We start from the raw sequence: 20,402 nt of genomic DNA on the forward strand, positions 1-20,402 counted from the left end.
CATTTTTTTATGCAAGGGGGAACTAAGGGTGCAGACAATCATTAATGCTTTTCCGTATTTAATGGAAGGCTTGCAAGTTACGCTATACATCTTCAGTATTGCAATCGTTCTAGGCTTCTTGATCGGGCTGGTTGTCGCTTTGCTGCGATTGGCTCCGTTCAAAATCTTGAACTGGATCGCCAAAATCTTCGTCGATGCAATCCGGGGAACGCCATTCATTGTCCAGTTATTCTTCATTTACTTTGGCTTGAACTCACTTGGGTTCTTTTCACTTGATAACACGACAGCCGGAATCGTGACAGTCGCGATTAACGCCGGAGCTTATTTCTCGGAAATCATCCGGGCGGGGATTCAGTCGATCGATAAAGGGCAAACAGAAGCGGCGCGTTCGCTTGGGCTCAATTCGACGCAGACCATGCGCCACATCATTTTGCCTCAGGCATTCCGCCGCATGCTCCCGACCATTACCAACCAGGCGATCATTTCCTTAAAGGATACTTCGCTCCTATCGGTTATCGGTGTAGCGGATTTAACACAGGAAGGCCGCATCCAGGCAAGTGCCACGTTCGATGCGTTTAATGTGTACTTGATCCTCGGCATCATTTACTTTATCGTCATTTACCTGCTCTCGATGCTCGCGAGCTTTGTGGAAAGGAAGTTTGTATTGCGATGAGTATGATCAGAGTGGAAAACCTCAAAAAATCATTCGGAGATTTGGAAGTTATCAAGGATATGAGCACGGTTGTCGAAGAGAAGGAAGTCATTTGTGTCATCGGCCCGTCCGGTTCCGGCAAAAGCACCTTTCTTCGTTGTTTGAACCGGCTCGAAGAAATCAGCGGGGGCCATGTGTATATTGAAGGAACGGATATCACCGATCCGAAAGTCGACATCAACAAAGTGCGTCAAAATGTCGGAATGGTGTTCCAGCAATTCAACTTATTCCCGCATAAAACGGTGCTCCAAAATGTGACGCTGGCGCCGATCAAATTGAAAAAAGGCGACCAGAAAGCAGCCGAGAAGAAAGCTTATGAATTGCTGGATAAGGTCGGTTTGCGCGAAAAGGCTAAAGCCTACCCGGGCGAATTGTCCGGTGGGCAGAAGCAGCGTGTCGCGATTGCGCGTGCGCTCGCGATGGACCCGAAAATCATGCTGTTCGATGAGCCGACTTCAGCGCTCGACCCGGAAATGGTCGGGGACGTGCTCGATGTTATGAAGCAACTGGCAAGAGAAGGCATGACCATGGTCGTCGTGACCCACGAGATGGGCTTTGCGGCGGAAATGGGGGACCGTGTGCTATTTATCGACGGCGGCTATATCGTCGAAGAAAACGTGCCGAAGGAATTGTTCGGCAACCCGCAGCACGAACGGACGAAAGCGTTCTTGAGTAAAGTGTTGTAAAGATGAGTGGAAAAGCGTGCCTATTGGGCGCGCTTTTTTAATTTGGTTGGAATTAGATAACGAGGGCTTTTGAGCGGAACTATTCTTGAGGGTTGAGTTGAGCATCGTTTTGGCAATCGCCGCCGTGCTTTGGGTTGGTCTCTTGCAATAAGCCAGAAAGAGCATCTGTCTTATTGCGTCGGCTCACCCTTGGCGCTCGGCGGCTTAGAGATTTCATTGTTTGCTGCTTGGTGAAATCGATCTGCTTCTATATATAGTTGCCGGCTAGTGGGGAAATCGCTTCCCGGATCGAGTGTAGATCAAGAAAGCGAGGGTTTGCTTGCGGAAGTGTTTCTGCGTTCTAGCTGAGCTTCATCTTGGCAGTCGCCGGCCGGCTTTGGGTTGGCCTCTTGCAATAAGCCAGAAAGAGCATCTGTCTTATTGCGTCGGCTCACCCTTGGCGCTCGGCGGCTTAGAGATTTCATTGTTTACTGCTTGGTGAAATCGATCTGCTTCTATATATAGTTGCCGGCTAGTGGGGAAATCGCTTCCCGGATCGAGTGTAGATCAAGAAAGCGAGGGTTTGCTTGCGGAAGTGTTTCTGCGTTCTAGCTGAGCTTCATCTTGGCAGTCGCCGGCCGGCTTTGGGTTGGCCTCTTGCAATAAGCCAGAAAGAGCATCTGTCTTATTGCGTCGGCTCACCCTTGGCGCTCGGCGGCTTAGAGATTTCATTGTTTACTGCTTGGTGAAATCGATCTGCTTCTATATATAGTTGCCGGCTAGTGGGGAAATCGCTTTCCAGGTGATAGTTAAAATAAGATAGCGAGGGTTTGCTTGTGGAAACGTTTCGTTTTTCTGGTTGAGCATCATCTTGGCAGTCGCCGGCCGGCTTTGGGTTGGCCTCTTGCAATAAGCCAGAAAGAGCATCTGTCTTATTGCGTCGGCTCACCCTTGGCACTCGGCGGCTTAGAGATTTCATTGTTTGCTGCTTAGTGAAATCGATCTGCTTCTATATATAGTTGCCGGCTAGTGGGGAAATCGCTTCCCGGATCGAGTGTAGATCAAGAAAGCGAGGGTTTGCTTGCGGAAGTGTTTCTGCGTTCTAGTTGAGCTTCATATTGGCAATCGCCGCCGAGCTTTGGGTTGGCCTTTTGCAATAAGCCAAGAAGAACACTTGTCTTATTGCATCGGCTCACTCCTTTACGCCGGGCGGCTTGGAGATTTCGTTGTTTCCTGCTGGGTTAAATCGATCTGCTTCTATATAAAGTTGCCAGCTAGTGGGGGAATCGCTTCCTGAGAAGGGACATCAGACAGGTCGCTGGTGGAACAGGAAAGCTTTTTGTTTTGCAAATAGAGACTCGGAACACTTCAGTCTTTGGTCAGTTTGAAGCAAGCTATAGAACATGATGCGTTTTAATCTTTTATATCAAGAGGATTGAAGAAACGATTTTCTACTCTAAAACTAGGAGACGGAGTGGAAGGGGGCTGACGCCTGTGGGACCGCGCGGGCTGGCGAGACAAACGTGGCGCGTCCTTTGCGGCACGTTGGCTCAACACCCGCCCCACGGCAAGCAGCCCCCTGAAACGCAGTCTAAAAGCGGAAGCTTTTCAAATCTCTTAATCTTTTACAGCCAACTCCCTAAATTCCACCAAAACAAAAAAACGTGCCGCAGGGGCACGTTTTTTATAATGGATTATTCAGCGTCAAAGACGTGGACTTTCTCCATTTTGTCGCCGTTTTTCATGGCTTTTGCAGTTTCAAGGCCTTTTGTTACTTGGCCGAACACTGTGTGGACGCCGTCAAGATGTGGCTGTGAATCATGGACGATAAAGAACTGGCTAGATCCAGTGTCTTTGCCTGCATGTGCCATAGAAAGGCTGCCTGGTTGGTGTTTATGCGGGTTGCCTTCTGTTTCGCATTTGATCGTTTTGCCGCTGCCGCCCATACCAGTTCCTGTTGGGTCGCCGCCTTGAGAAACGAAACCTGGGATAACACGGTGGAAAACAACGCCGTTATAGAATCCAGAGTTTGCAAGCTCCTCGAAGTTTGCTACTGTGTTCGGTGCTTCGTTCGGGAAAAGGTCGAATTCGATTACTTCGCCGTTTTCCATGTGCATGTGGCCTTTTTTCGCCATATATAACATCTCCTTTTCATTTGGTTCATCCCATAGTATATCGGCTTTTGGCGCTACTGCCTACTGATAAGGGGCTTATAGCGCTTTCAGGAATCCGCCGTCTACAACGATTGACTGGCCCGTAACATACGAATTAGCTGCGGAAGCCAAAAAGACGACTGTACGGGCAAATTCTGCAGGTTCGCCTAAGCGGCCTCGAGGGATTTGAGCTTCCGTATGTTGCATCACTTCTTCAGTGGAGAGCCCCTGTCTGTCGGCGGCTGCTTGAGTCAATTCGGCGACACGGTCGGTTGAGATTTTGCCGGGGCCAACGGTGTTGACTAAAATATTGTCACCCGCTACTTCCCGTGCCAGTGTTTTCGCGAAGCCGACCATGCCGGCGCGCATCGTATTGGACAAAATCAGTCCGTCGATTACTTCTTTTGTCGAAGACGATGAAATATTAATGATGCGGCCGAATTGCTGTTCTTTCATATAAGGAAGCACTTCACGGCATGTACGGATATAGCTGAGTAAGTTTTGGTCAAACGCTGTATACCAGTCGTCATCGCTCATGTCTTCGAATCCGCCTGCTTTTGGCCCACCGGTGTTATTGACGAGCACATCGATGCGCCCGAATTGTTCGATGACTTTGTGGAATAATTGCTTGATGTCTTCAGCTTGTAACATATCGCAAGTAAATGGATGGACGCGCTCGTTTCCGCTTTTTGCACGCAGTTCTTCGGCGGCTGTGTCGATCGATTCCTGGCTGCGGCTCGAGATGATGACAATCGCTCCTTCTTTGGCAAACTCTAAGGCAGATGCTTTGCCGAGCCCTTTACTGGAAGCCATGACGACAACTACTTTTTCTTTTAATCCAAGATCCACATTTATCATCCTTTCCATTTGGTTCCTTGTTTCAGTTTACGATAGAATAGAGGGGATGGAAATGCTTGTTTCGGATTTCCGCCATAAGTCCAATGGCGGAGACCCTATATAGATGTGGTAGGATGGATATATTGATCAGATTAGGAGTGTTGGAAATGGAAGAACGTGAAATCTTCGATATTACAATCATCGGCGGCGGCCCAACCGGCTTGTTCGCTTCGTTTTACGGCGGCATGCGCAAAATGAAAGTGAAAGTGCTGGACAGCCTTCCGCAACTCGGCGGGCAATTGATGGAATTGTATCCGGATAAATTCATTTATGATATCGGCGGCTTCCCGAAAGTACTGGCTAAAGACTTGGTGGATAATTTGGTCGAGCAGGCCAAGTACGGCGATCCTGAAATCTGTCTTGAAGAGACAGTGGCATCTGTCGAACGTGAAGAGGAGCATTTTGTCATCACGACGGACAAAGGCGCGCATTATTCAAAAGCGATTTTGTTGACGGCTGGCGTCGGGGCTTTCCACCCGCGTAAATTGGCAGTCGATAGCGCTGAACAATTCGAAGGTAAGACTTTGCATTACGGCGTAAAAGATTTGACTTTGTTCAGCGATAAAAAAGTTGTAGTCCTCGGTGGAGGCGACTCTGCAGTTGACTGGGCCATGATGCTTGAGAATGTGGCTTCGCAAGTGACATTGAGCCATCGCCGCGAGAAAATGACGGCGCACGAAGCGAATATTGATACGATGATGCAGTCGACAGTGGAAGTGAAGAAGCCTTTCAACGTCAAGGAACTGGTCGGCGAGAATGGCGAAATCCGTGAGCTTGTGCTGGAAGACAAAGAAGGCAACGAAGAACGTCTGGAAGTCGATCATGTCGTCGTCAATTACGGCAATATCACTTCGCTCGGCCCAATCAAGGAATGGGGCCTGGAGATGGAGAAGAACTCGGTCATCGTCAATTCCAAAATGGAAACGAACGTACCGGGAATCTACGCGGCAGGCGACATCGCCACTTACGAAGGAAAAGTGAAATTGATCGCCGTCGGCTTCGGTGAAGCACCGACCGCCATCAATAATGCGAAATCTTACTTGGATCCGAAATCCAGAGTACAGCCTTTGCATAGCACGAGCGTGTTTAAATAAAGAACGAAAAATGCCCGGCAAGCTGAATCAGCTTGCCGGGCATTTTTACGTTCAATCGATTACAAAGATTGTTTTTTCTTTTTCACTGCGACGGGATCTTGGCTGGCTGCTTTCAAAAACGCGGCCCCCATCAGCAGGACGACGACCGAGAACGGCAAGGCCGCAATGATCAAGGAATTCTGCAAGCCTTGTGTTCCGCCGCTGTAGACGACGATAGCTGCAACAGCTGACTGGATCAAGCCCCAAGTGATTTTCACCAAGTTCGGGGGATTCAATAAGCCGCCTGTGGTCTGCATGCCAAGCACGAATGTCGCGGAGTCAGCAGAAGTGATGAAGAAGATAGCGACTACGAACAAAGTGAGGATCGACATGACAGTGCCGAGTGGATAATGCTGGAGTACGCCGAATGTGGCAGTTTCCAAACTGTATTCGGAAATCTTGTCGATGCCTTTTTGCTCCAAGTCCAAAGCAGAAACACCGAACACCGAGAAGAAAATAAAGCAGACGAGTGATGGGACGACGAGGACGCCAAGCATAAATTCTCGAACGGTGCGTCCCCGTGAAATACGGGCGATGAAAATCCCGACGAATGGCGCCCAAGATACCCACCATGCCCAGTAAAAGACTGTCCAGCCATCTACCCAGGCGCGTCGTTCCGTGTTCAGCGGCTCCAAATTAAAGCTCATCGACAGGAAATTGGAGAAATAGCCGCCAAGAGAATCTGCAAACATATTCATGATATAAAGCGTCGGGCCGACAATCAGCAGCATGCCGAGCAAAATGAAGGCCAATACCATATTGATATTACTTAAATATTTGATGCCCCGGCCGATGCCGGACCATGCGGAAATGATGAATAATAAGGTAGCAACGGCAAGGATCAATAATTGAAAAGCGAACGTATTCGGTGTCCCGAACAGGAACGACAGCCCTTCGTTGATTTGCGCAGAGCCAAATCCAAGTGTAGAGGCGACGCCGATGACCGTCGCGAACACGGCGAGCGTATCGATCAGTTTGCCGAGCCAACCGCTCATCCGTTTCTTGCCGAATAGCGGAATAAGTGTTGCGCTGATCAAGCCAGGCGACCCGTTATGGAATTTCGCGTAAGCGAGCGATAAAGCGACAAGCCCGTAAATCGCCCAGGCGTGGATTCCCCAGTGGAAAAATGAGAATTGCATCGCTTCTTTGACGGCTTCATTAGAGCCGACTTCAGAACGCGGTGCGCTGATAAATGCGTGGGAAATCGGTTCGGCTGTTGTCCAGAAAACGAGTCCCATACCCATTCCAGCGGAAAACAACATTGCGAACCACGACACTAAACCGAATTCCGGATCGTCGCCGGCTTTCCCGAGTTTGATATTGGAAAATCTGGAAAAAATCAAATAAATGCAAAAGATAAGGATAATGAAAACAGAAGCGAGGTAATACCAGCCGAATGTGGATGAAATCCACGAAGTGAGCGCACCGGTCTGCGCTTGGAAGTTTTCGGGCTCTAGAAATCCCCAGGCAACCATGGCCAGGCAGATGGCGATCGAAATCCAAAAAACGATCGTGACATTTTTCAAATGAGTTCCTCCTAAAGTGAAAGCTATACTGTTCCAGATGAATAAAGCTGTAATTAATTATTCCCCAACAAAGGGAGCCTAATCCATCCTATCGTTATTAATAGAAGAAAAAAAGGGAAGGTAAGCAAAAAAGCTATATTTTTGATCTAGAAGAAAGAATGTTCTGATTTATTACAGCCTGTCATATTTAAAAGAATGCCGTAATGTAATTGTTAAATATCATCTGTCGTCCTGTCATGTTCTTGCAATGCGCACATGTTAAGCTGTGTCTTGTGTTAGTGAAAAGGAGGAATTTCAATTATGAAAAAGCAAATCGTTACACTAACGGCAATCGCGGCATTAAGTGTAGGCGCAGCAACAACAGCAAGCGCTAATTCATCGTATACAGTTCAGTCAGGTGACACTCTGTGGGGAATCTCACAAGAAAAGAACGTTTCCGTTCAAAATCTTAAAAACTGGAACGACCTATCATCAGACTTGATTTTCCCGAACGAGACGCTCTCTGTTGAAGGAAAAGAACAGGCATCCAAGAAATCATCGAACTCATCATCTACCTATACAGTTAAAAGCGGCGATACTTTGTTCAAGATCGCTTCCGCTCACGGAATCTCATTGGATCAATTGATGAGCTGGAACAACATCTCCGGCCACATGATCTACCCTGGACAAGAATTCGCAGTTAAAGGCGCAGCAGCAAAAGCAGCAGCACCTGCACCGGCAGCACCAGCAGTAAAAGCACCAGCTAAAGAAGCACCAAAATCAACTCAAGCAGCACCAACACCTGCAAGTGCACCAGCAGCGGCTAAACCAGCAGCAGCTTCTACACAATCAGGTAAAGAAATGACAGTATCCGCAACAGCTTACACAGCTTACTGCGCAGGCTGCTCAGGCATCACGCGTACAGGCATCGACTTGCGTTCGAACCCGAACCAAAAAGTCATCGCAGTAGACCCATCCGTTATCCCGCTCGGTTCAAAAGTATGGGTTGAAGGATACGGAACAGCTATCGCTGGCGATACTGGCGGAGCTATCAAAGGAAATAAGATCGACGTCTTCATCCCAACTCAAGGCGAAGCTTTGAACTGGGGACGCAAAAACATCACAATCAAAATTCTAGACTAATATTTTTATAGCTACAAAGCCGAGGTGTCCATTCCCTCGGCCTTTTTTATGTCGACCCTTGCACCTATGCAAGGGTCTTTTTTATATTAAATTCGCATTTTTTTAGTGAATAATCGGAAAAGTATTGAAATCAAAGTTAAGAAGCATATAATGTGGGGTATAGTTATTGAGTATTTATAATTTTTATACCTATTAAAGGAGGCGCATGAGATGGCAGAGAAGAAAAATGTTTCCAGACGCGATTTCTTGAAAACGTCAGGGATCGCGGCAGGCGCTCTCGTCGGTGGAGGAATTATTGGTGGAGTGATTGGCGCAAATACACGTCAGGATACGGCAGCTCCAAGTGGCGGTGAAGCAGGCCAAAACGGAGGGGCAGAAACGACCGAATCGGTACGCGGCTTGCAATTCTTCAAGAACCAACAGGAGTTTGCGGTATTACAGCAAGCGACCGAACGTATTTTCCCGGAAGATGATTTAGGGCCAGGCGCTATTGGCCTTGGCGTTCCGTTCTTTATCGATCACCAGCTGGCAGGGAGCTACGGCGAGAATTCACGTGAGTACATGCAGCCCCCATTTCAATTAGGCGAAGCGACTCAAGGGTATCAAAGCCGCTTGAAGCGCAATGAACTATTCAGACAAGGCTTGCAAAAAATGCAGCAGGAAGCCCAAAGCCGCTTCGAAGCGAACTTTGTCGATCTTGAACCCGAGCAGATGGATGAAATCCTGACAGCTTTCCAAGATGATGAAGTGGATATGCAAGCGGCAAATGCCCAATTCTTTTTCCGCCTTCTGCGGCAGGCAACGTTGAACGGAGTCTATGCAGATCCGATTTATGCGGGCAACCAGAACATGGATGCTTGGCGCATGAAAGGATTCCCAGGACACCGTCCATCGTATATCAATGAAATAGAAAGCGAAGATTTTGTGGAATTGGATCCGCATTCAGTAGGAGACATGCTGAGCTAAATAAGAAGGGGGAGTACGTATGGCGACAACGCTAGATAAAGTAGATGTAGTAACGGTAGGAGTCGGCTGGACCGGCGGAATCATTGCTGCTGAATGTGCAAAAGAAGGATTGAAAGTTGTCGGCTTAGAGCGCGGGCAAGAGCGCTCGACAGAAGATTACTCCATGGTCCATGACGAATACCGCTATGCGATCCGTTATGAGTTGATGCAGGATTTGTCGAAAGAAACGATTACATTCCGTAACTCTAGAGACCAGACGGCATTGCCGATGCGTCAATTGGGTTCATTCCTGCTAGGGGAAGGCCTTGGAGGCGCTGGGACGCACTGGAACGGCCAAAACTGGAGATTTTTGCCATACGATTTTGAAATTAAATCTATGACTGATGCCAAATATGGCGAGAATAAATTGCCTGCAGAATATACATTGCAGGATTGGGGCATCACTTATGATGAACTGGAGCCTTATTTCGATAAATTCGAAAAAACGGCAGGGATTTCTGGCGAAGACAAGAACCCATTCTGGGGCAAACGGTCTTCAGAGTATCCAACCCCGCCGATGAAAAAAACACCATTGCTGTCGAAATTTGAAACGGCAACCAGCAACCTTGGCTATACGCCATTTATGATGCCTTCTGCTAACCTATCGGAAGCATATGAAAACCCGGATGGACAACAGATTGCTGCTTGCCAGTATTGCGGGTTCTGTGAACGCTTCGGCTGTGAGTACGGGGCAAAGACATCACCGGAAATCACTGTTGTTCCAGCGGCTCGTGCTACTGGCAACTACGATATCCGCTTTAATGCCAATGTAGTAGAGGTAATGAAAGAAGGCGAGCGCGTAACAGGCGTGCGTTTCATCGATACAGTAACGTTTGAAGAGTTCATTCAGCCGGCGGAAGTCGTCGTGTTGACGAGCTATGTAATGAACAACGCGAAACTATTGATGGTATCAGAAATTGGCCAAATGTATGACCCAGAAACCGGAGAAGGTTCACTTGGGAAAAACTATGCATACCAAATTCTTCCTGGCGCATCCGGCTTTTTCGATGACCAGATGAATGTCTTTATGGGAGCGGGCGCACTTGGTATGACGATTGATGATTTCAACGGCGATTCTTTTGACCATAATGATCTTGACTTTGTCCACGGGGGAAGCATTTCCATGACACAGACTGGATCGCGTCCGATCGCATCCAATCCACTGCCTCCGGATACACCGTCTTGGGGAGCTGATTTCAAGAAAGCTTCCATTGAAAATTATACGCGTACATTGTCAGTCGGTGCACAAGGCGCGTCCATGCCACACCGTGATAACTACTTATCGCTTGACGAGACGTATAAGGATATCTATGGTGTGCCACTTCTGCAACTGACTTATAACTTTACCGACCAGGATCGTGCGCTGCATAAATATCTTACGGAAAGAGCAGTTGAAATCATGCAGGAAATGGGTGCGAAAACGGTTGTCGGCAGAGCGCCGATTTCAGACTACGACATCGTCCCTTATCAAACCACACACAATACAGGCGGCACGATCATGGGCGGAGATCCTGCAACCAGCGTCGTGAACAACTATCTGCAACATTGGGATATGGAAAACCTGTTTGTTGTAGGTGCAGGAAACTTCGCGCACAACGGTGGATATAACCCAACCGGCACAGTGGGTGCACTTGCATATCGCTGTGCAGAAGGCATCATCAAATACAGCCAAGATGGCGGTTCTTTAGTTTAATTTGTGAGGAGGAAAAGATATGGGTGGATTGGCTTCAATTGGTGTACCAGGCTTAATCATCATTTTGGTTATCGTGTTAATTATTTTCGGACCGAAAAAACTTCCGGAAATCGGCGGAGCCGTCGGCAAGACTTTCTCGGAATTCAAACGTTCGACAAAAGGCTTGATGGACGACGATGATGAAGAAGATAAAGATAAAAAGGATAAAAAAGAAATAGCAGAAACGAATAAAACCGAAAGTTTATGAAGGTGGTTAAATGGATCCGTACGGAGAAAACAATCTGATCAGTCCCTTGCATAAGAAAAAGGCGAGCGAAGATCCGGCGGGACAGGAAAAGCAGAAGGCGGACTCCGGAACGGAACATGAAACCGGAGACGTGCCAAAAGAGCCGACTCCGGGAGGGGGCCAAAAACCCCCTGAAGAGCCGGAAGACAGAGTGGAGACACTAGTCGATCATCTAGGGGATCTGCGAAAACAATTGATCAAAAGCTCCATTGTTTTCCTTTTCTTCCTAGCACTCGTCTTTTCTACGCTGAATTTCTGGTTTCCTTATGTGGTAAAGGGCAATGATTTGGTGATTCTCGGCCCGCTTGAAGTCGTGAAATTCTATACATCGATTTCTGCCACTATGGCACTCGGCTTGTCACTGCCGTTTTTGATCCATTTCATCTGGCAGTTCGTCAAACCAGGGCTTGAAGAAACCGAGGCCAGATTTCTCGGCTTGTATTCGCCGGTCATGCTGCTCTTGTTTATATTTGGCGTCGCATTCGGCTATTTCATCGTCAACCCGTTAAGCTATCAATTCTTGATTGGCCTTGGGGCAGCGAATTTCGATGTAATGATTTCGGCGAACGAATATGTCCATTTCTTGATTATGACCACGATTCCGCTTGGTTTATTGTTCGAAATGCCTGTCTTGGCATTGTTCTTATCATCAATCGGCGTCTTGACGTCCGTTTCGATGAAAAAAGTCCGGAAATGGTCGTACCTAAGTTTAGCGATTGTTTCCGCTCTTATCACGCCGCCGGATTTTCTCAGCCAGCTATTGGTTTTGATTCCGATGGCGGGGCTTTATGAAGCCAGCATTTATGCGGTGAAGAAAATGGAAGCGCGAAACGAACGGATGGAAGATACGACTGTATAATAGAAAGCAAAAGGGCTGCCCAAAACATCATGTTATGATTTGGGTCAGCCCTTTTCCTGTACTGCTTACTCGAAAAGGAGGACGTGAAGATGCCGATGGAAATTAGAGAAATCGAAGACTTGCGCGAAGTGGATGCAATGGACCTTGTGGAAGAAAGTGAAGCTGAGGGATATCGTTTTCTGAGGCGGCTCATCGATCAATACGAAGACGGAAGCAATCGCTTCGACCAACAAGGAGAAGTGCTATACGGCGTGTTCGACCCTCAAGGCAAATTGATCGCGATCGGTGGATTGAACCGGGACCCTTATTCCACGAAAGAAGGAATCGGTAGGCTGCGGCGCATTTATATTGCGGATGCTGTAAGAAGAGAAGGAATCGGAACGAAATTACTGCAAACAATCATCGATTCTGCCAAAGGCCAATTTAGTGAACTTGTGGTGCGTACGGATTCCGCTTCAGCGGATGCCTTTTATCGCGGGAACGGCTTCTCTGGTGACGTCGGTTTACCGGATGTCACGCACCGGCTCGTTCTGGAGCAGCACGCCGCAAAACAATAAAGTAAATTTGAAACATTCTACATTAAACGATGGATTAAAATCCGTTTGCTGAATCACCTTTTCTTGTACAATGGAAGTCAGAGGACTGCCATTTCAGAAAAGGTGATTTTTTTATTTGCATCGGGGGTGGAAGGGCATGCGTAAAGTGATAGTCACAGCGTATGATGAGAGATGGCCCATTGAATTTGAACATGCTGCAGAAGCAATCCGTGGGATGCTCGGGTCCAAGTGTCTAAAAGTAGAGCATATCGGCAGTACTGCGGTGCCGGGACTTGCTGCCAAGCCGGTGATTGATTTGCTTGTGGTCGTTTCCGATATCGAAGCCATAGACCGCTATGAGGAAGATTTCCGAAAACTTGGCTATCAAGCAAAAGGTGAAAATGGGTTGCCGGGCAGGCGCTATTTCGAGCGTGGCGGCAATGAACGCACGCATCATGTCCATTGTTATGAACAAGGAAGCCTTGAGATTTCTCGCCATCTCGCGTTTCGGGATTTCTTGCAGGCGAATCCGCAAGTTGCCTCAGCCTACGGAGAGTTGAAAATGAAGTTAGCGAAGCAATATCCCCTGGACATCGAACACTACATAAATGGGAAACATGACATGGTCCAGGAAATTGAGAAAAAGGCGATGGGAGAGATTTGATGGAAATGGCGAATTGGAAAGGCGCTGCTGGCGTTTGTGTAAATGAGCGGAATGAAATTTTATTGGTGCTCATGAAAGCACCTGAAGAAGACAGCAAATGGTCGGTCCCCGCAAGCGGCCTGGAAGCGGGCGAGACGCTTGAACAATGCTGTGAGCGTGAGTTTGAGGAAGTGACGGGGCTAACGGTCAAGGCAGGGGAAATCTTGAAGACACGAGATGGCAATTATGAAGATGCTGCCGTATCATTTGATCTGCATTATTTTCGGGTTGAAGTAACAGGCGGCGAATTGATCATCCCGAAAGATGATTTCTTGATCGAAGACATCGCCTGGAAATCCATTGAAGAAATCGAAAAATTGGAGCTTGCCTATCCGGATGATTTGGAGCTTTTCAAGTCTCTTATTGCAGCTTGAGTGCAGCAGGATTTAAAAAAATGAGGCTGGGGTAAAGAAGAATAAACAAAGTTTTCGGGAGGGCGATCGCATGGACAAGGAACGGAAGGACAAAGAAGGCGAGAAACTGCTGCCGGATATAGAACCGGGCCGGCATCAGCCGCCGGACAAGGAAGTGGATCCGATGCCGGATAGAGAAATGGAATACGAAGAAAACTCCAATGAAAAATATCGGGATCAGACACCAGATGACAACAAGAATGACTAGATCAATCGGCCGCTTGTAATAGAGCGGCATTTTTCGTGTGCTTAGATAAGGAAGAGTTCGAAGTCCGTTCATCAGGAAGAAAAGGGGGAGGCTTATGCCGCGGCATCAATTTGCGAATGCAGTATGGCAAGAAGAGAACGCGATGGAGGCGGCGGATTTCCGCCAATTGCTCACAGATAATCCGAAGCTGCAGCAATGGATTGACCAATCGAAAAACTTAACCGTCAATATTCTTCATGCCGACACGTCCCAGCTCGGCAAGGAAGTTTTATGGGGCTCATTGATTTATAAGCAAAGCCGCCATGCCCGGGATGCCCAGGACGTCTTTCACTTTTATGTATCGCCTGAGCTATTGGTGACCAGTACGCTTGATTTCGAGGAAGACTTGGATATGCCAAGGCATTTGATGATCCAGCAGATGGAAACGGCAGAATCCCCGATTGAAGTGATGATGATTTTGCTCGGGGGAATGGTCGGTTCGGTTTTGCATAAAATCGACGGCTTCGAAGAGCGGCTTCACCAATTGCTATGGAACATCAAAGAACACAATAACCGCAAAACTTTGGAAAGCATCGAGGAAGTGCGGCATGAAATCTTGTTATGGAAACATTTAATCATGGGATTCCGTGAAATCAGCATGGCGGTTGAAGAGATCTTTGGTGAAGACGTTCATGACGGCAGAGAATACAAGCGGACAGCCAAACGGATCGATCGTTGTGTCATGCTCGTCGAATCCTATGAAGATGAAATTAACAATATGGTCGATATGGAAAACGTCGTCGCCAATTACCGCGGCAATGAAATCGTCAAAACCTTGACGGTGCTGACGACTTTGTTCACGCCGGTCATGGCATGGGGCGCTTTATGGGGAATGAACTTCGAAGTCATGCCCGAACTCGATTGGAGTTTGGGTTATGTGGCAGCCATATTGGTCATCGGCGTCTCCACATTCTTATTGTATTTGTATTTCAAGCAAAAAGGTTGGACTGGGGATATTCTCCGCTCAATCGACAACAAAGGCAAAGAAAAACAAAGGCAGGACTGAACCCAGTCCTGCCTTTGTTATTTCGGCTTATCTTTTTTCAGTTCTTCGAGCAGTTCGGTATAGCGATGCAAGTCGCGGTCATCGTATTTGCCGATATAATTGATGAGCATCTCTTCGACGTCCCGCCGTTGCCGCTCCGCTGCGATGAGTTTTTCTTTCATCGACTTCTGCTTCCAAAGGATCGTATCTTCCACGTCTTCCATTTTGTTGAGCATATCGATTTCTGCGAGCAGTACCAATGCGGCGTTCTTTTTCTCTTCGTACTTCTTCAATGCCTTGTCAATTTTCCGCGTGTCGTTCTCATAGGCCATATTGGAATACATCGACATACGCATACGCCTCCTCCGCCATTTATACTTTTACATTAACAGATATTAGAATATTCTGTCTATAAAAATAGGCGAAAAGATGGCGGAAACACTCTTTCGTCATGAAGTGCTTTCCGCCGTCTTCGCAGGCTCTATCCAATTTTGTGACCAACGTTCGATTTCCTTCATGACCGGCTGGAGTGAAGCGCCTTTTTCAGTCAACGAATATTCAATCCGCACGGGGGTCTCGGGATGGACCGTACGTTCGACCAACCCGTCCCCTTCAAGAGTTTTCAGCCGTTCAGACAGGAGGCGGCCGCTGATTCCAATTTCTTCCGTTAATTGGCCAAAGCGCTTTGGCTCGGCCATCAATTGATGGATGATCAGGCCTGTCCAGCGCTGTCCCAATAAGGAAATAGCTGCTTCAAAACGTGGACAAATTTCCTGGTTTTTCATGCTTACCGCTCCTTTTTCTTCATAATAGCATATCCATATAAGAATTAAAAAACAGATGACTTGACGTAACTAAGTTATTAAAATAAAATTAGTTACAAATAGTAAGTGGGTGGAGGGACTATAATGAATTTTCATCAAAAGCCAGTGCATTATGTTGAAAGCTTAATATTGAAAGTGTTGGATTTGAAGGGAATGAGCCGTTTCTACACGGAAATATTAGGTTTTGATATCATCGAAGAAAAGGAAAGCGAGACCGTTCTCGGTGTAGGCGGGGAAGTGATCCTCACACTAAAATCAGCACCCGAGTTCACGGCGAAAGCAGGCCGCTTTGCGGGATTGTATCATTTCGCGGTGCTATTGCCGGACCGGAAAGAACTCGGCAAAGTGTTGCTTCATCTTTATGAGCAGCGGATTCCGATCGGCTCTTCCGATCATCAAGTGAGCGAAGCCTTATATCTTTCGGATCCTGAAGGGAATGGCATTGAAATTTACCGCGACCGCGAACCCGGTGAATGGAAATGGCGCGGTGACCAAGTGCATATGACGGTCGATCCGCTCGATGTGCAGGAAGTCGCACAAGCGTCAAATGGCGAAAAATGGGACGGCATGCCGGCAGGAACGGTGCTTGGGCATATTCATCTCCATGTCTCGGATCTTCAGGCAGCCCACGATTTCTATACCGGCGCAATCGGCTTCGGCTTGGTCGCGAACCTCGGCAATCAAGCGCTATTCGTCTCCGACGGAAACTATCATCATCATATCGGATTGAATATCTGGAACGGCACAGGCATTCCGGCCTTGCCGGATCACACGGCAGGTCTCGCGCATTACGTGATCCGTGTCGCAGACAAACAAGCACAACAGGCCATTCACGACCGCTTGCAAGCACAAGGCGCTGAGGTTCGGATGGAAGGGGCGGCGCTCGAAACTGCGGACCCATCCGGCAACCGCATCCGTATTTTAACCGCATAAGAAAATCCCCGACACGCCAAAGCGTTTCGGGGAATTTTTTCATTAAGGTGCCGGGCACGAAGCGGATGCATCCGCATATAATAAGAGTTGTGTGGAACGCCCAGGCGCAACGGCTTGCTGGATGCTGCCCGTTTGGTCGGGCAGCAGGTTGTCTCTTGTTTCCGTATAAGCCTGAAGCCGCTCCTGGTTTTGCCAGTCTTCAAAAGGTTCATTGTAAAAGCCCAAAAGGATCAATCCGCAAAATGCGGCAATCAATGTGATGCCAAGTAACGAAAGGAAACCTTTCATGATTCAATCCCGCCTTCTCATAGATGCTGGTATTAAGAACGCAAACCGTTCGGAAAAGGTTCCCGGTTGAAGAAATCGCAAAGACTGGGATACTGATAAGTAAGCATATAAACGGGAGGGGAAACCATGATTTCATTGAACACAGATATTTGCCGCTTGCTCGGTATCGACTATCCGATTATTCAGGCAGGAATGGCAGGCGGCCCGACTACCGCCGAACTGGTGGCCGAAGTTTCGGAAGCCGGAGCCTTGGGAACACTCGGCGCTGCCTATTTGACACCTGAAAAGCTGCGGGAGGATATTGTGGAGATACGCAACCGGACGAACAAGCCATTTGCCGTCAATTTGTTCGCACCTGTGCCAAAAGATGATTTCTCACGCGTTGCTGAAGTAAAACAAGCGCTGCAGCCGATCTACGAGGAACTTGCGATTGAAGGGCAAAGCGCTGAATACCGCTCTCCAGATCACGGGGAAGAGCTGTTTCGCATTTGCCTGGAACTGAATGTGCCAATCATCAGTACAGCATTCGGTTCGTTGTCGCCTGAGCACATGGCTTCTGCCAAAGCACAAGGTGTTGCCATCATTACCATGGCGACGACTGTCGGAGAAGCGTTAGATGCGCAGGCGGCCGGAGCCGATGCCGTCGTGGCACAAGGCAGCGAAGCGGGAGGGCACCGCGGCAGCTTTTCATTTGACCGCCATCCAATGGGGGCGCAGGTCGGTTTGATGGCGCTGCTTCCACAAATTGCAGACGCTGTGGATGTGCCGGTCATCGCGGCTGGTGGAATCACAGATGGGCGAGGGCTAGTGGCATCGCTCACACTCGGCGCACAAGCTGTCCAGGTCGGGACGCGTTTTGTCGCAGCGAAGGAGTCCGGTGCGCATAAGGCCTACAAGCAAGCGATTTTTGACAGCGATGAAGAAAGCACCATCGTGACCAAAAGTTTTTCGGGGCGGCCGGCGCGCGGCATTAAAAATTATTTCATCGAACAATTCGAATCATCGGGAACCAAACCGCTGCCATTTCCGTCCCAAATACAGTAACAAAAGAAATACGCGGAGCGGCGGCGAAAGCCGGCAATCCGGAGTTCATGTCGTTATGGGCAGGGCAGGCAACAAGGGCAATGACGCAGGAAGAAGGCGCGGCGGAAATCGTCTCTTCCATGATGGATCAAGCACGTGCACTCTTGCGGTAATACGGCTCGAATTTCCTGTTTCTGCGTGCTATACTGTTGAAAGTGATTTTGAAATGAGGAGATTGAACGAATGGAATGGAAAAATATATACCGCGGTATTTTGATGGGCATCAGTGATTTGATTCCGGGAGTCAGCGGCGGAACGATTGCCTTTATCCTGGGAATTTATGATCGCCTGCTTGAATCGATCAGTGGCTTTTTCAGTCGCGAATGGAAAAAACAACTGGGATTTCTTGTCCCTCTCGGCATAGGGATTGTCATTACCTTATTATTGTTCAGCCGATTTATCGAATTTTTGCTGGAAAACCATTACGAAGCGACGCAATTTTTCTTCATGGGGCTAATCCTTGGAGTCTTGCCTTATATCATGAAGCAAGCGGAAGTGAAAAAGAATTTCACGGCGCGCCATTTGGTCATCTTGCTGGTCATCGGGGCAGCGCTGGCTTCCATGGCATTTATCCAGACCGATGAAAATGTCGCACCGATTACGGAATTGAGCTTGCCAACGTTCTTCCTGCTATTTTTCTCTGGCTGGATTGCCAGCATGGCGATGCTATTGCCTGGCATCAGCGGCTCGTTCATCCTATTGTTGATCGGTGTTTATTCGACGGCCATCAACGCCTTGTCGACATTGAACTTGCCGATCGTCCTGGCAATCGGTGCCGGCGTCATGGTCGGGTTTGTCGTTTCGAGTAAAGCGATCAGCTATTTGCTGGAGCATTTTACGTACGTGACCTATGCGGCCATCATCGGCTTGATCCTTGGCTCGCTGTTCGTTGTCTTCCCCGGTTTTGCGGCCGATCCGATGACCTTAGTGACCAGTTTGATTACATTCATGGCCGGCTTAGTGTTCACGCTTTGGTTCAGTTCGCCGAAGAAAACCGATATTACGAGCGAACACAATGTGGAAGCTTAATAAATGAAAATAGCAAAGCGGACAGTGAAAAGCACTCCTTTTCCTGTCCGCTTTTGGTATTTATTTAAGGAAAAAAGTAAAAAAGGCTTTTTGCTTTCCGGATTCCGCTTTTGCGATTAAACTAAAATGAAGAGAAAGGGGTGATGCGTGTGCGGAAATTGTTTGGCATCTTGTTGCTCATAGTCTTATTGTTTTTCACCCGCCCAGTATGGGAGGCGTCTGTCGAAGAATACGTCGACCTGAGCTTTTTGGATTCGGTAGATGAGGTGATCGGAAATGTAACAGCTGACACGGATGTTTCCAAAGCGCTTGATGAAGCCAAATATTTCACGACGCGCATGAGCCATCAACTGCAGGCAATGGTGACGGAAAGCTCAGCTGCATTGCCCGAGGCGGTCGCAAAACCAGAGCTCTCCGATACGGATTCCATGGTGGCGGTCCATAATATTACGCTTGGCATGAGCAAGGAACAAGCCCAGCAAAAAGTCGGCTTGCCGTTGCGTTTAATGGAAAATGAATACGGAACCGATTGGCATAGCTATCATCAGGATTACCAAAATTACGTATTGCTGTCCTACGATGAGAACGGAGAGGTCAACGGCATGTTCACCAATCAGGATCTCATCTCTTCGACGGAAGGCTTCTCGATGGATTCGACCAAAGCACAAGTACGCGAGTTGTTCGGGACACCGCTGACGAGCCTGCAAAAAGGGCGTGTGCAATATATTCTGGATTCTCGCGATGAGTATGATTTGTTTGAAACAGCGGATTCCTATACAACGGTTTTTTATGACGTTCACGAAGGGGATACAGTTACAGCGGTCCAGGTCATCGATAAGGATTTGGAAGAGCAGCGCAGTGAAATTTACGCGGAGCCATCCCCGGAATTGAAGTCAGGCTATGAATTTTTATTGTTCGAACTGACTAACTCAGCAAGAATCCAGCGCGAGCTGCCACTCTTGAAATGGGACGACAAAACGATGGAAACGGCGCGCGACCACAGCCAGGAGATGGCTGAAGAACGTTATTTCAGCCACACCAACCCGGCTGGACAATCGCCTTTTGACCGCATGAAAGAAGATGGCATTACGTTCTTTATCGCCGGTGAGAACTTGGCGTACGGGCAGTATAGCGCTGTATTCGCCCATGAAGGGCTCATGAACTCGATGGGCCACCGGGAAAATATCGTCAAACCCGACTTCGGCTATCTTGGCGTCGGCGTCGCGTTCAACTCAGACAAGCAGCCGTATTTCACGGCAAACTTCTTTAATCGCTAACCAAAAATCCCTCTATTGCACTTGCGCAATAGA

Annotated in this window: 22 protein-coding genes and 1 pseudogene; 17 read left to right on the forward strand and 6 right to left on the reverse strand. The window is 48.1% G+C overall.

Features of this window, described 5'->3' with window-relative positions:
• The first annotated feature begins 28 nt into the window (after positions 1 to 28).
• Both G3255_RS02030 and G3255_RS02035 read left to right on the forward strand, forming a co-directional pair.
• On the forward strand, positions 29 to 673 hold the full coding sequence (locus G3255_RS02030; protein WP_211653067.1) for an amino acid ABC transporter permease: 645 nt from the start codon (positions 29 to 31) through the stop codon (positions 671 to 673).
• Positions 670 to 1,398: an amino acid ABC transporter ATP-binding protein gene (locus tag G3255_RS02035; protein ID WP_274625368.1), complete on the forward strand. Its 729-nt coding sequence runs from the start codon at positions 670 to 672 to the stop codon at positions 1,396 to 1,398. The genes G3255_RS02030 and G3255_RS02035 overlap by 4 nt, the downstream gene beginning before the upstream one ends.
• Positions 1,399 to 3,071: 1,673 nt before the next feature.
• Here G3255_RS02035 and G3255_RS02040 read toward each other — a convergent pair.
• Positions 3,072 to 3,512 (reverse strand): peptidylprolyl isomerase, encoded by a 441-nt coding sequence (locus G3255_RS02040; protein ID WP_058381931.1) that lies wholly within the window; start codon positions 3,510 to 3,512, stop codon positions 3,072 to 3,074.
• 75 nt (positions 3,513 to 3,587) lie between these two features.
• Positions 3,588 to 4,379, reverse strand: coding sequence for an SDR family oxidoreductase (locus G3255_RS02045; RefSeq protein ID WP_211653068.1), 792 nt, complete (start codon positions 4,377 to 4,379; stop codon positions 3,588 to 3,590).
• A 155-nt stretch (positions 4,380 to 4,534) separates the two neighbouring features.
• Here G3255_RS02045 and G3255_RS02050 point away from each other — a divergent pair, with 155 nt between their 5' ends.
• Positions 4,535 to 5,521: an NAD(P)/FAD-dependent oxidoreductase gene (locus G3255_RS02050; protein ID WP_211653069.1), complete on the forward strand. Its 987-nt coding sequence runs from the start codon at positions 4,535 to 4,537 to the stop codon at positions 5,519 to 5,521.
• A 59-nt stretch (positions 5,522 to 5,580) separates the two neighbouring features.
• Here G3255_RS02050 and G3255_RS02055 read toward each other — a convergent pair whose 3' ends face one another.
• Positions 5,581 to 7,086 (reverse strand): BCCT family transporter, encoded by a 1,506-nt coding sequence (locus tag G3255_RS02055; protein WP_211653070.1) that lies wholly within the window; start codon positions 7,084 to 7,086, stop codon positions 5,581 to 5,583.
• A 300-nt stretch (positions 7,087 to 7,386) separates the two neighbouring features.
• Between G3255_RS02055 and G3255_RS02060 the strand changes: the two genes are divergently transcribed.
• The 10 genes from G3255_RS02060 to G3255_RS02105 all read left to right on the forward strand — a co-directional run bounded on the left by G3255_RS02060 (position 7,387) and on the right by G3255_RS02105 (position 14,956).
• On the forward strand, positions 7,387 to 8,208 hold the full coding sequence (locus G3255_RS02060) for a LysM peptidoglycan-binding domain-containing protein (protein WP_211653071.1): 822 nt from the start codon (positions 7,387 to 7,389) through the stop codon (positions 8,206 to 8,208).
• Positions 8,209 to 8,418: 210 nt separating this feature from the next.
• Complete coding sequence (locus tag G3255_RS02065) at positions 8,419 to 9,174, forward strand: gluconate 2-dehydrogenase subunit 3 family protein (RefSeq protein ID WP_211653072.1); 756 nt, start codon at positions 8,419 to 8,421, stop codon at positions 9,172 to 9,174.
• Between the two features lie 19 nt (positions 9,175 to 9,193).
• Positions 9,194 to 10,906, forward strand: coding sequence for a GMC family oxidoreductase (locus G3255_RS02070; RefSeq protein ID WP_211653073.1), 1,713 nt, complete (start codon positions 9,194 to 9,196; stop codon positions 10,904 to 10,906).
• A 19-nt stretch (positions 10,907 to 10,925) separates the two neighbouring features.
• On the forward strand, positions 10,926 to 11,153 hold the full coding sequence (tatA, locus tag G3255_RS02075; protein WP_211653074.1) for a twin-arginine translocase TatA/TatE family subunit: 228 nt from the start codon (positions 10,926 to 10,928) through the stop codon (positions 11,151 to 11,153).
• Positions 11,154 to 11,163: 10 nt separating this feature from the next.
• Complete coding sequence (gene tatC, locus G3255_RS02080) at positions 11,164 to 12,051, forward strand: twin-arginine translocase subunit TatC (RefSeq protein WP_211653075.1); 888 nt, start codon at positions 11,164 to 11,166, stop codon at positions 12,049 to 12,051.
• 89 nt (positions 12,052 to 12,140) lie between these two features.
• Positions 12,141 to 12,608 carry a GNAT family N-acetyltransferase gene (locus G3255_RS02085; RefSeq protein ID WP_211653076.1) on the forward strand — a complete coding sequence of 156 codons (468 nt, stop codon included), beginning with the start codon at positions 12,141 to 12,143 and terminating at the stop codon, positions 12,606 to 12,608.
• A 136-nt stretch (positions 12,609 to 12,744) separates the two neighbouring features.
• Positions 12,745 to 13,251: a GrpB family protein gene (locus G3255_RS02090; RefSeq protein ID WP_211653077.1), complete on the forward strand. Its 507-nt coding sequence runs from the start codon at positions 12,745 to 12,747 to the stop codon at positions 13,249 to 13,251.
• Positions 13,251 to 13,664: an NUDIX hydrolase gene (locus tag G3255_RS02095; RefSeq protein WP_349291402.1), complete on the forward strand. Its 414-nt coding sequence runs from the start codon at positions 13,251 to 13,253 to the stop codon at positions 13,662 to 13,664. The genes G3255_RS02090 and G3255_RS02095 overlap by 1 nt, the downstream gene beginning before the upstream one ends.
• Before the next feature lie 70 nt (positions 13,665 to 13,734).
• Complete coding sequence (locus tag G3255_RS02100; RefSeq protein WP_211653078.1) at positions 13,735 to 13,911, forward strand: hypothetical protein; 177 nt, start codon at positions 13,735 to 13,737, stop codon at positions 13,909 to 13,911.
• Positions 13,912 to 14,005: 94 nt separating this feature from the next.
• On the forward strand, positions 14,006 to 14,956 hold the full coding sequence (locus tag G3255_RS02105; RefSeq protein WP_211653079.1) for a magnesium transporter CorA family protein: 951 nt from the start codon (positions 14,006 to 14,008) through the stop codon (positions 14,954 to 14,956).
• A 17-nt stretch (positions 14,957 to 14,973) separates the two neighbouring features.
• On the opposite strand, the gene G3255_RS02110 is transcribed toward G3255_RS02105, so the two are convergent.
• Positions 14,974 to 15,285: a hypothetical protein gene (locus tag G3255_RS02110; protein WP_211653080.1), complete on the reverse strand. Its 312-nt coding sequence runs from the start codon at positions 15,283 to 15,285 to the stop codon at positions 14,974 to 14,976.
• A gap of 99 nt (positions 15,286 to 15,384) precedes the next feature.
• Positions 15,385 to 15,720, reverse strand: coding sequence for a winged helix-turn-helix transcriptional regulator (locus G3255_RS02115; protein WP_211653081.1), 336 nt, complete (start codon positions 15,718 to 15,720; stop codon positions 15,385 to 15,387).
• Between the two features lie 123 nt (positions 15,721 to 15,843).
• Here G3255_RS02115 and G3255_RS02120 point away from each other — a divergent pair, with 123 nt between their 5' ends.
• Positions 15,844 to 16,692, forward strand: coding sequence for a VOC family protein (locus G3255_RS02120; protein ID WP_211653082.1), 849 nt, complete (start codon positions 15,844 to 15,846; stop codon positions 16,690 to 16,692).
• A gap of 42 nt (positions 16,693 to 16,734) precedes the next feature.
• Here G3255_RS02120 and G3255_RS02125 read toward each other — a convergent pair whose 3' ends face one another.
• On the reverse strand, positions 16,735 to 16,980 hold the full coding sequence (locus G3255_RS02125; RefSeq protein ID WP_211653083.1) for a hypothetical protein: 246 nt from the start codon (positions 16,978 to 16,980) through the stop codon (positions 16,735 to 16,737).
• A gap of 192 nt (positions 16,981 to 17,172) precedes the next feature.
• Between G3255_RS02125 and G3255_RS02130 the strand changes: the two are divergent.
• The 3 genes and pseudogenes from G3255_RS02130 (at position 17,173) to G3255_RS02140 (ending at position 20,369) form a co-directional block, all read left to right on the forward strand.
• A pseudogene (locus tag G3255_RS02130) lies at positions 17,173 to 18,176 on the forward strand (NAD(P)H-dependent flavin oxidoreductase).
• A gap of 70 nt (positions 18,177 to 18,246) precedes the next feature.
• Positions 18,247 to 19,092, forward strand: a complete 846-nt coding sequence (locus tag G3255_RS02135) for a DUF368 domain-containing protein (protein ID WP_211653084.1) — start codon at positions 18,247 to 18,249, stop codon at positions 19,090 to 19,092.
• A 143-nt stretch (positions 19,093 to 19,235) separates the two neighbouring features.
• On the forward strand, positions 19,236 to 20,369 hold the full coding sequence (locus G3255_RS02140) for a CAP domain-containing protein (RefSeq protein WP_249222044.1): 1,134 nt from the start codon (positions 19,236 to 19,238) through the stop codon (positions 20,367 to 20,369).
• The last annotated feature ends 33 nt before the right edge of the window (positions 20,370 to 20,402 follow it).

This window comes from Planococcus sp. MSAK28401 (genome assembly GCF_018283455.1).
GTDB lineage: Bacteria > Bacillota > Bacilli > Bacillales_A > Planococcaceae > Planococcus > Planococcus alpniumensis.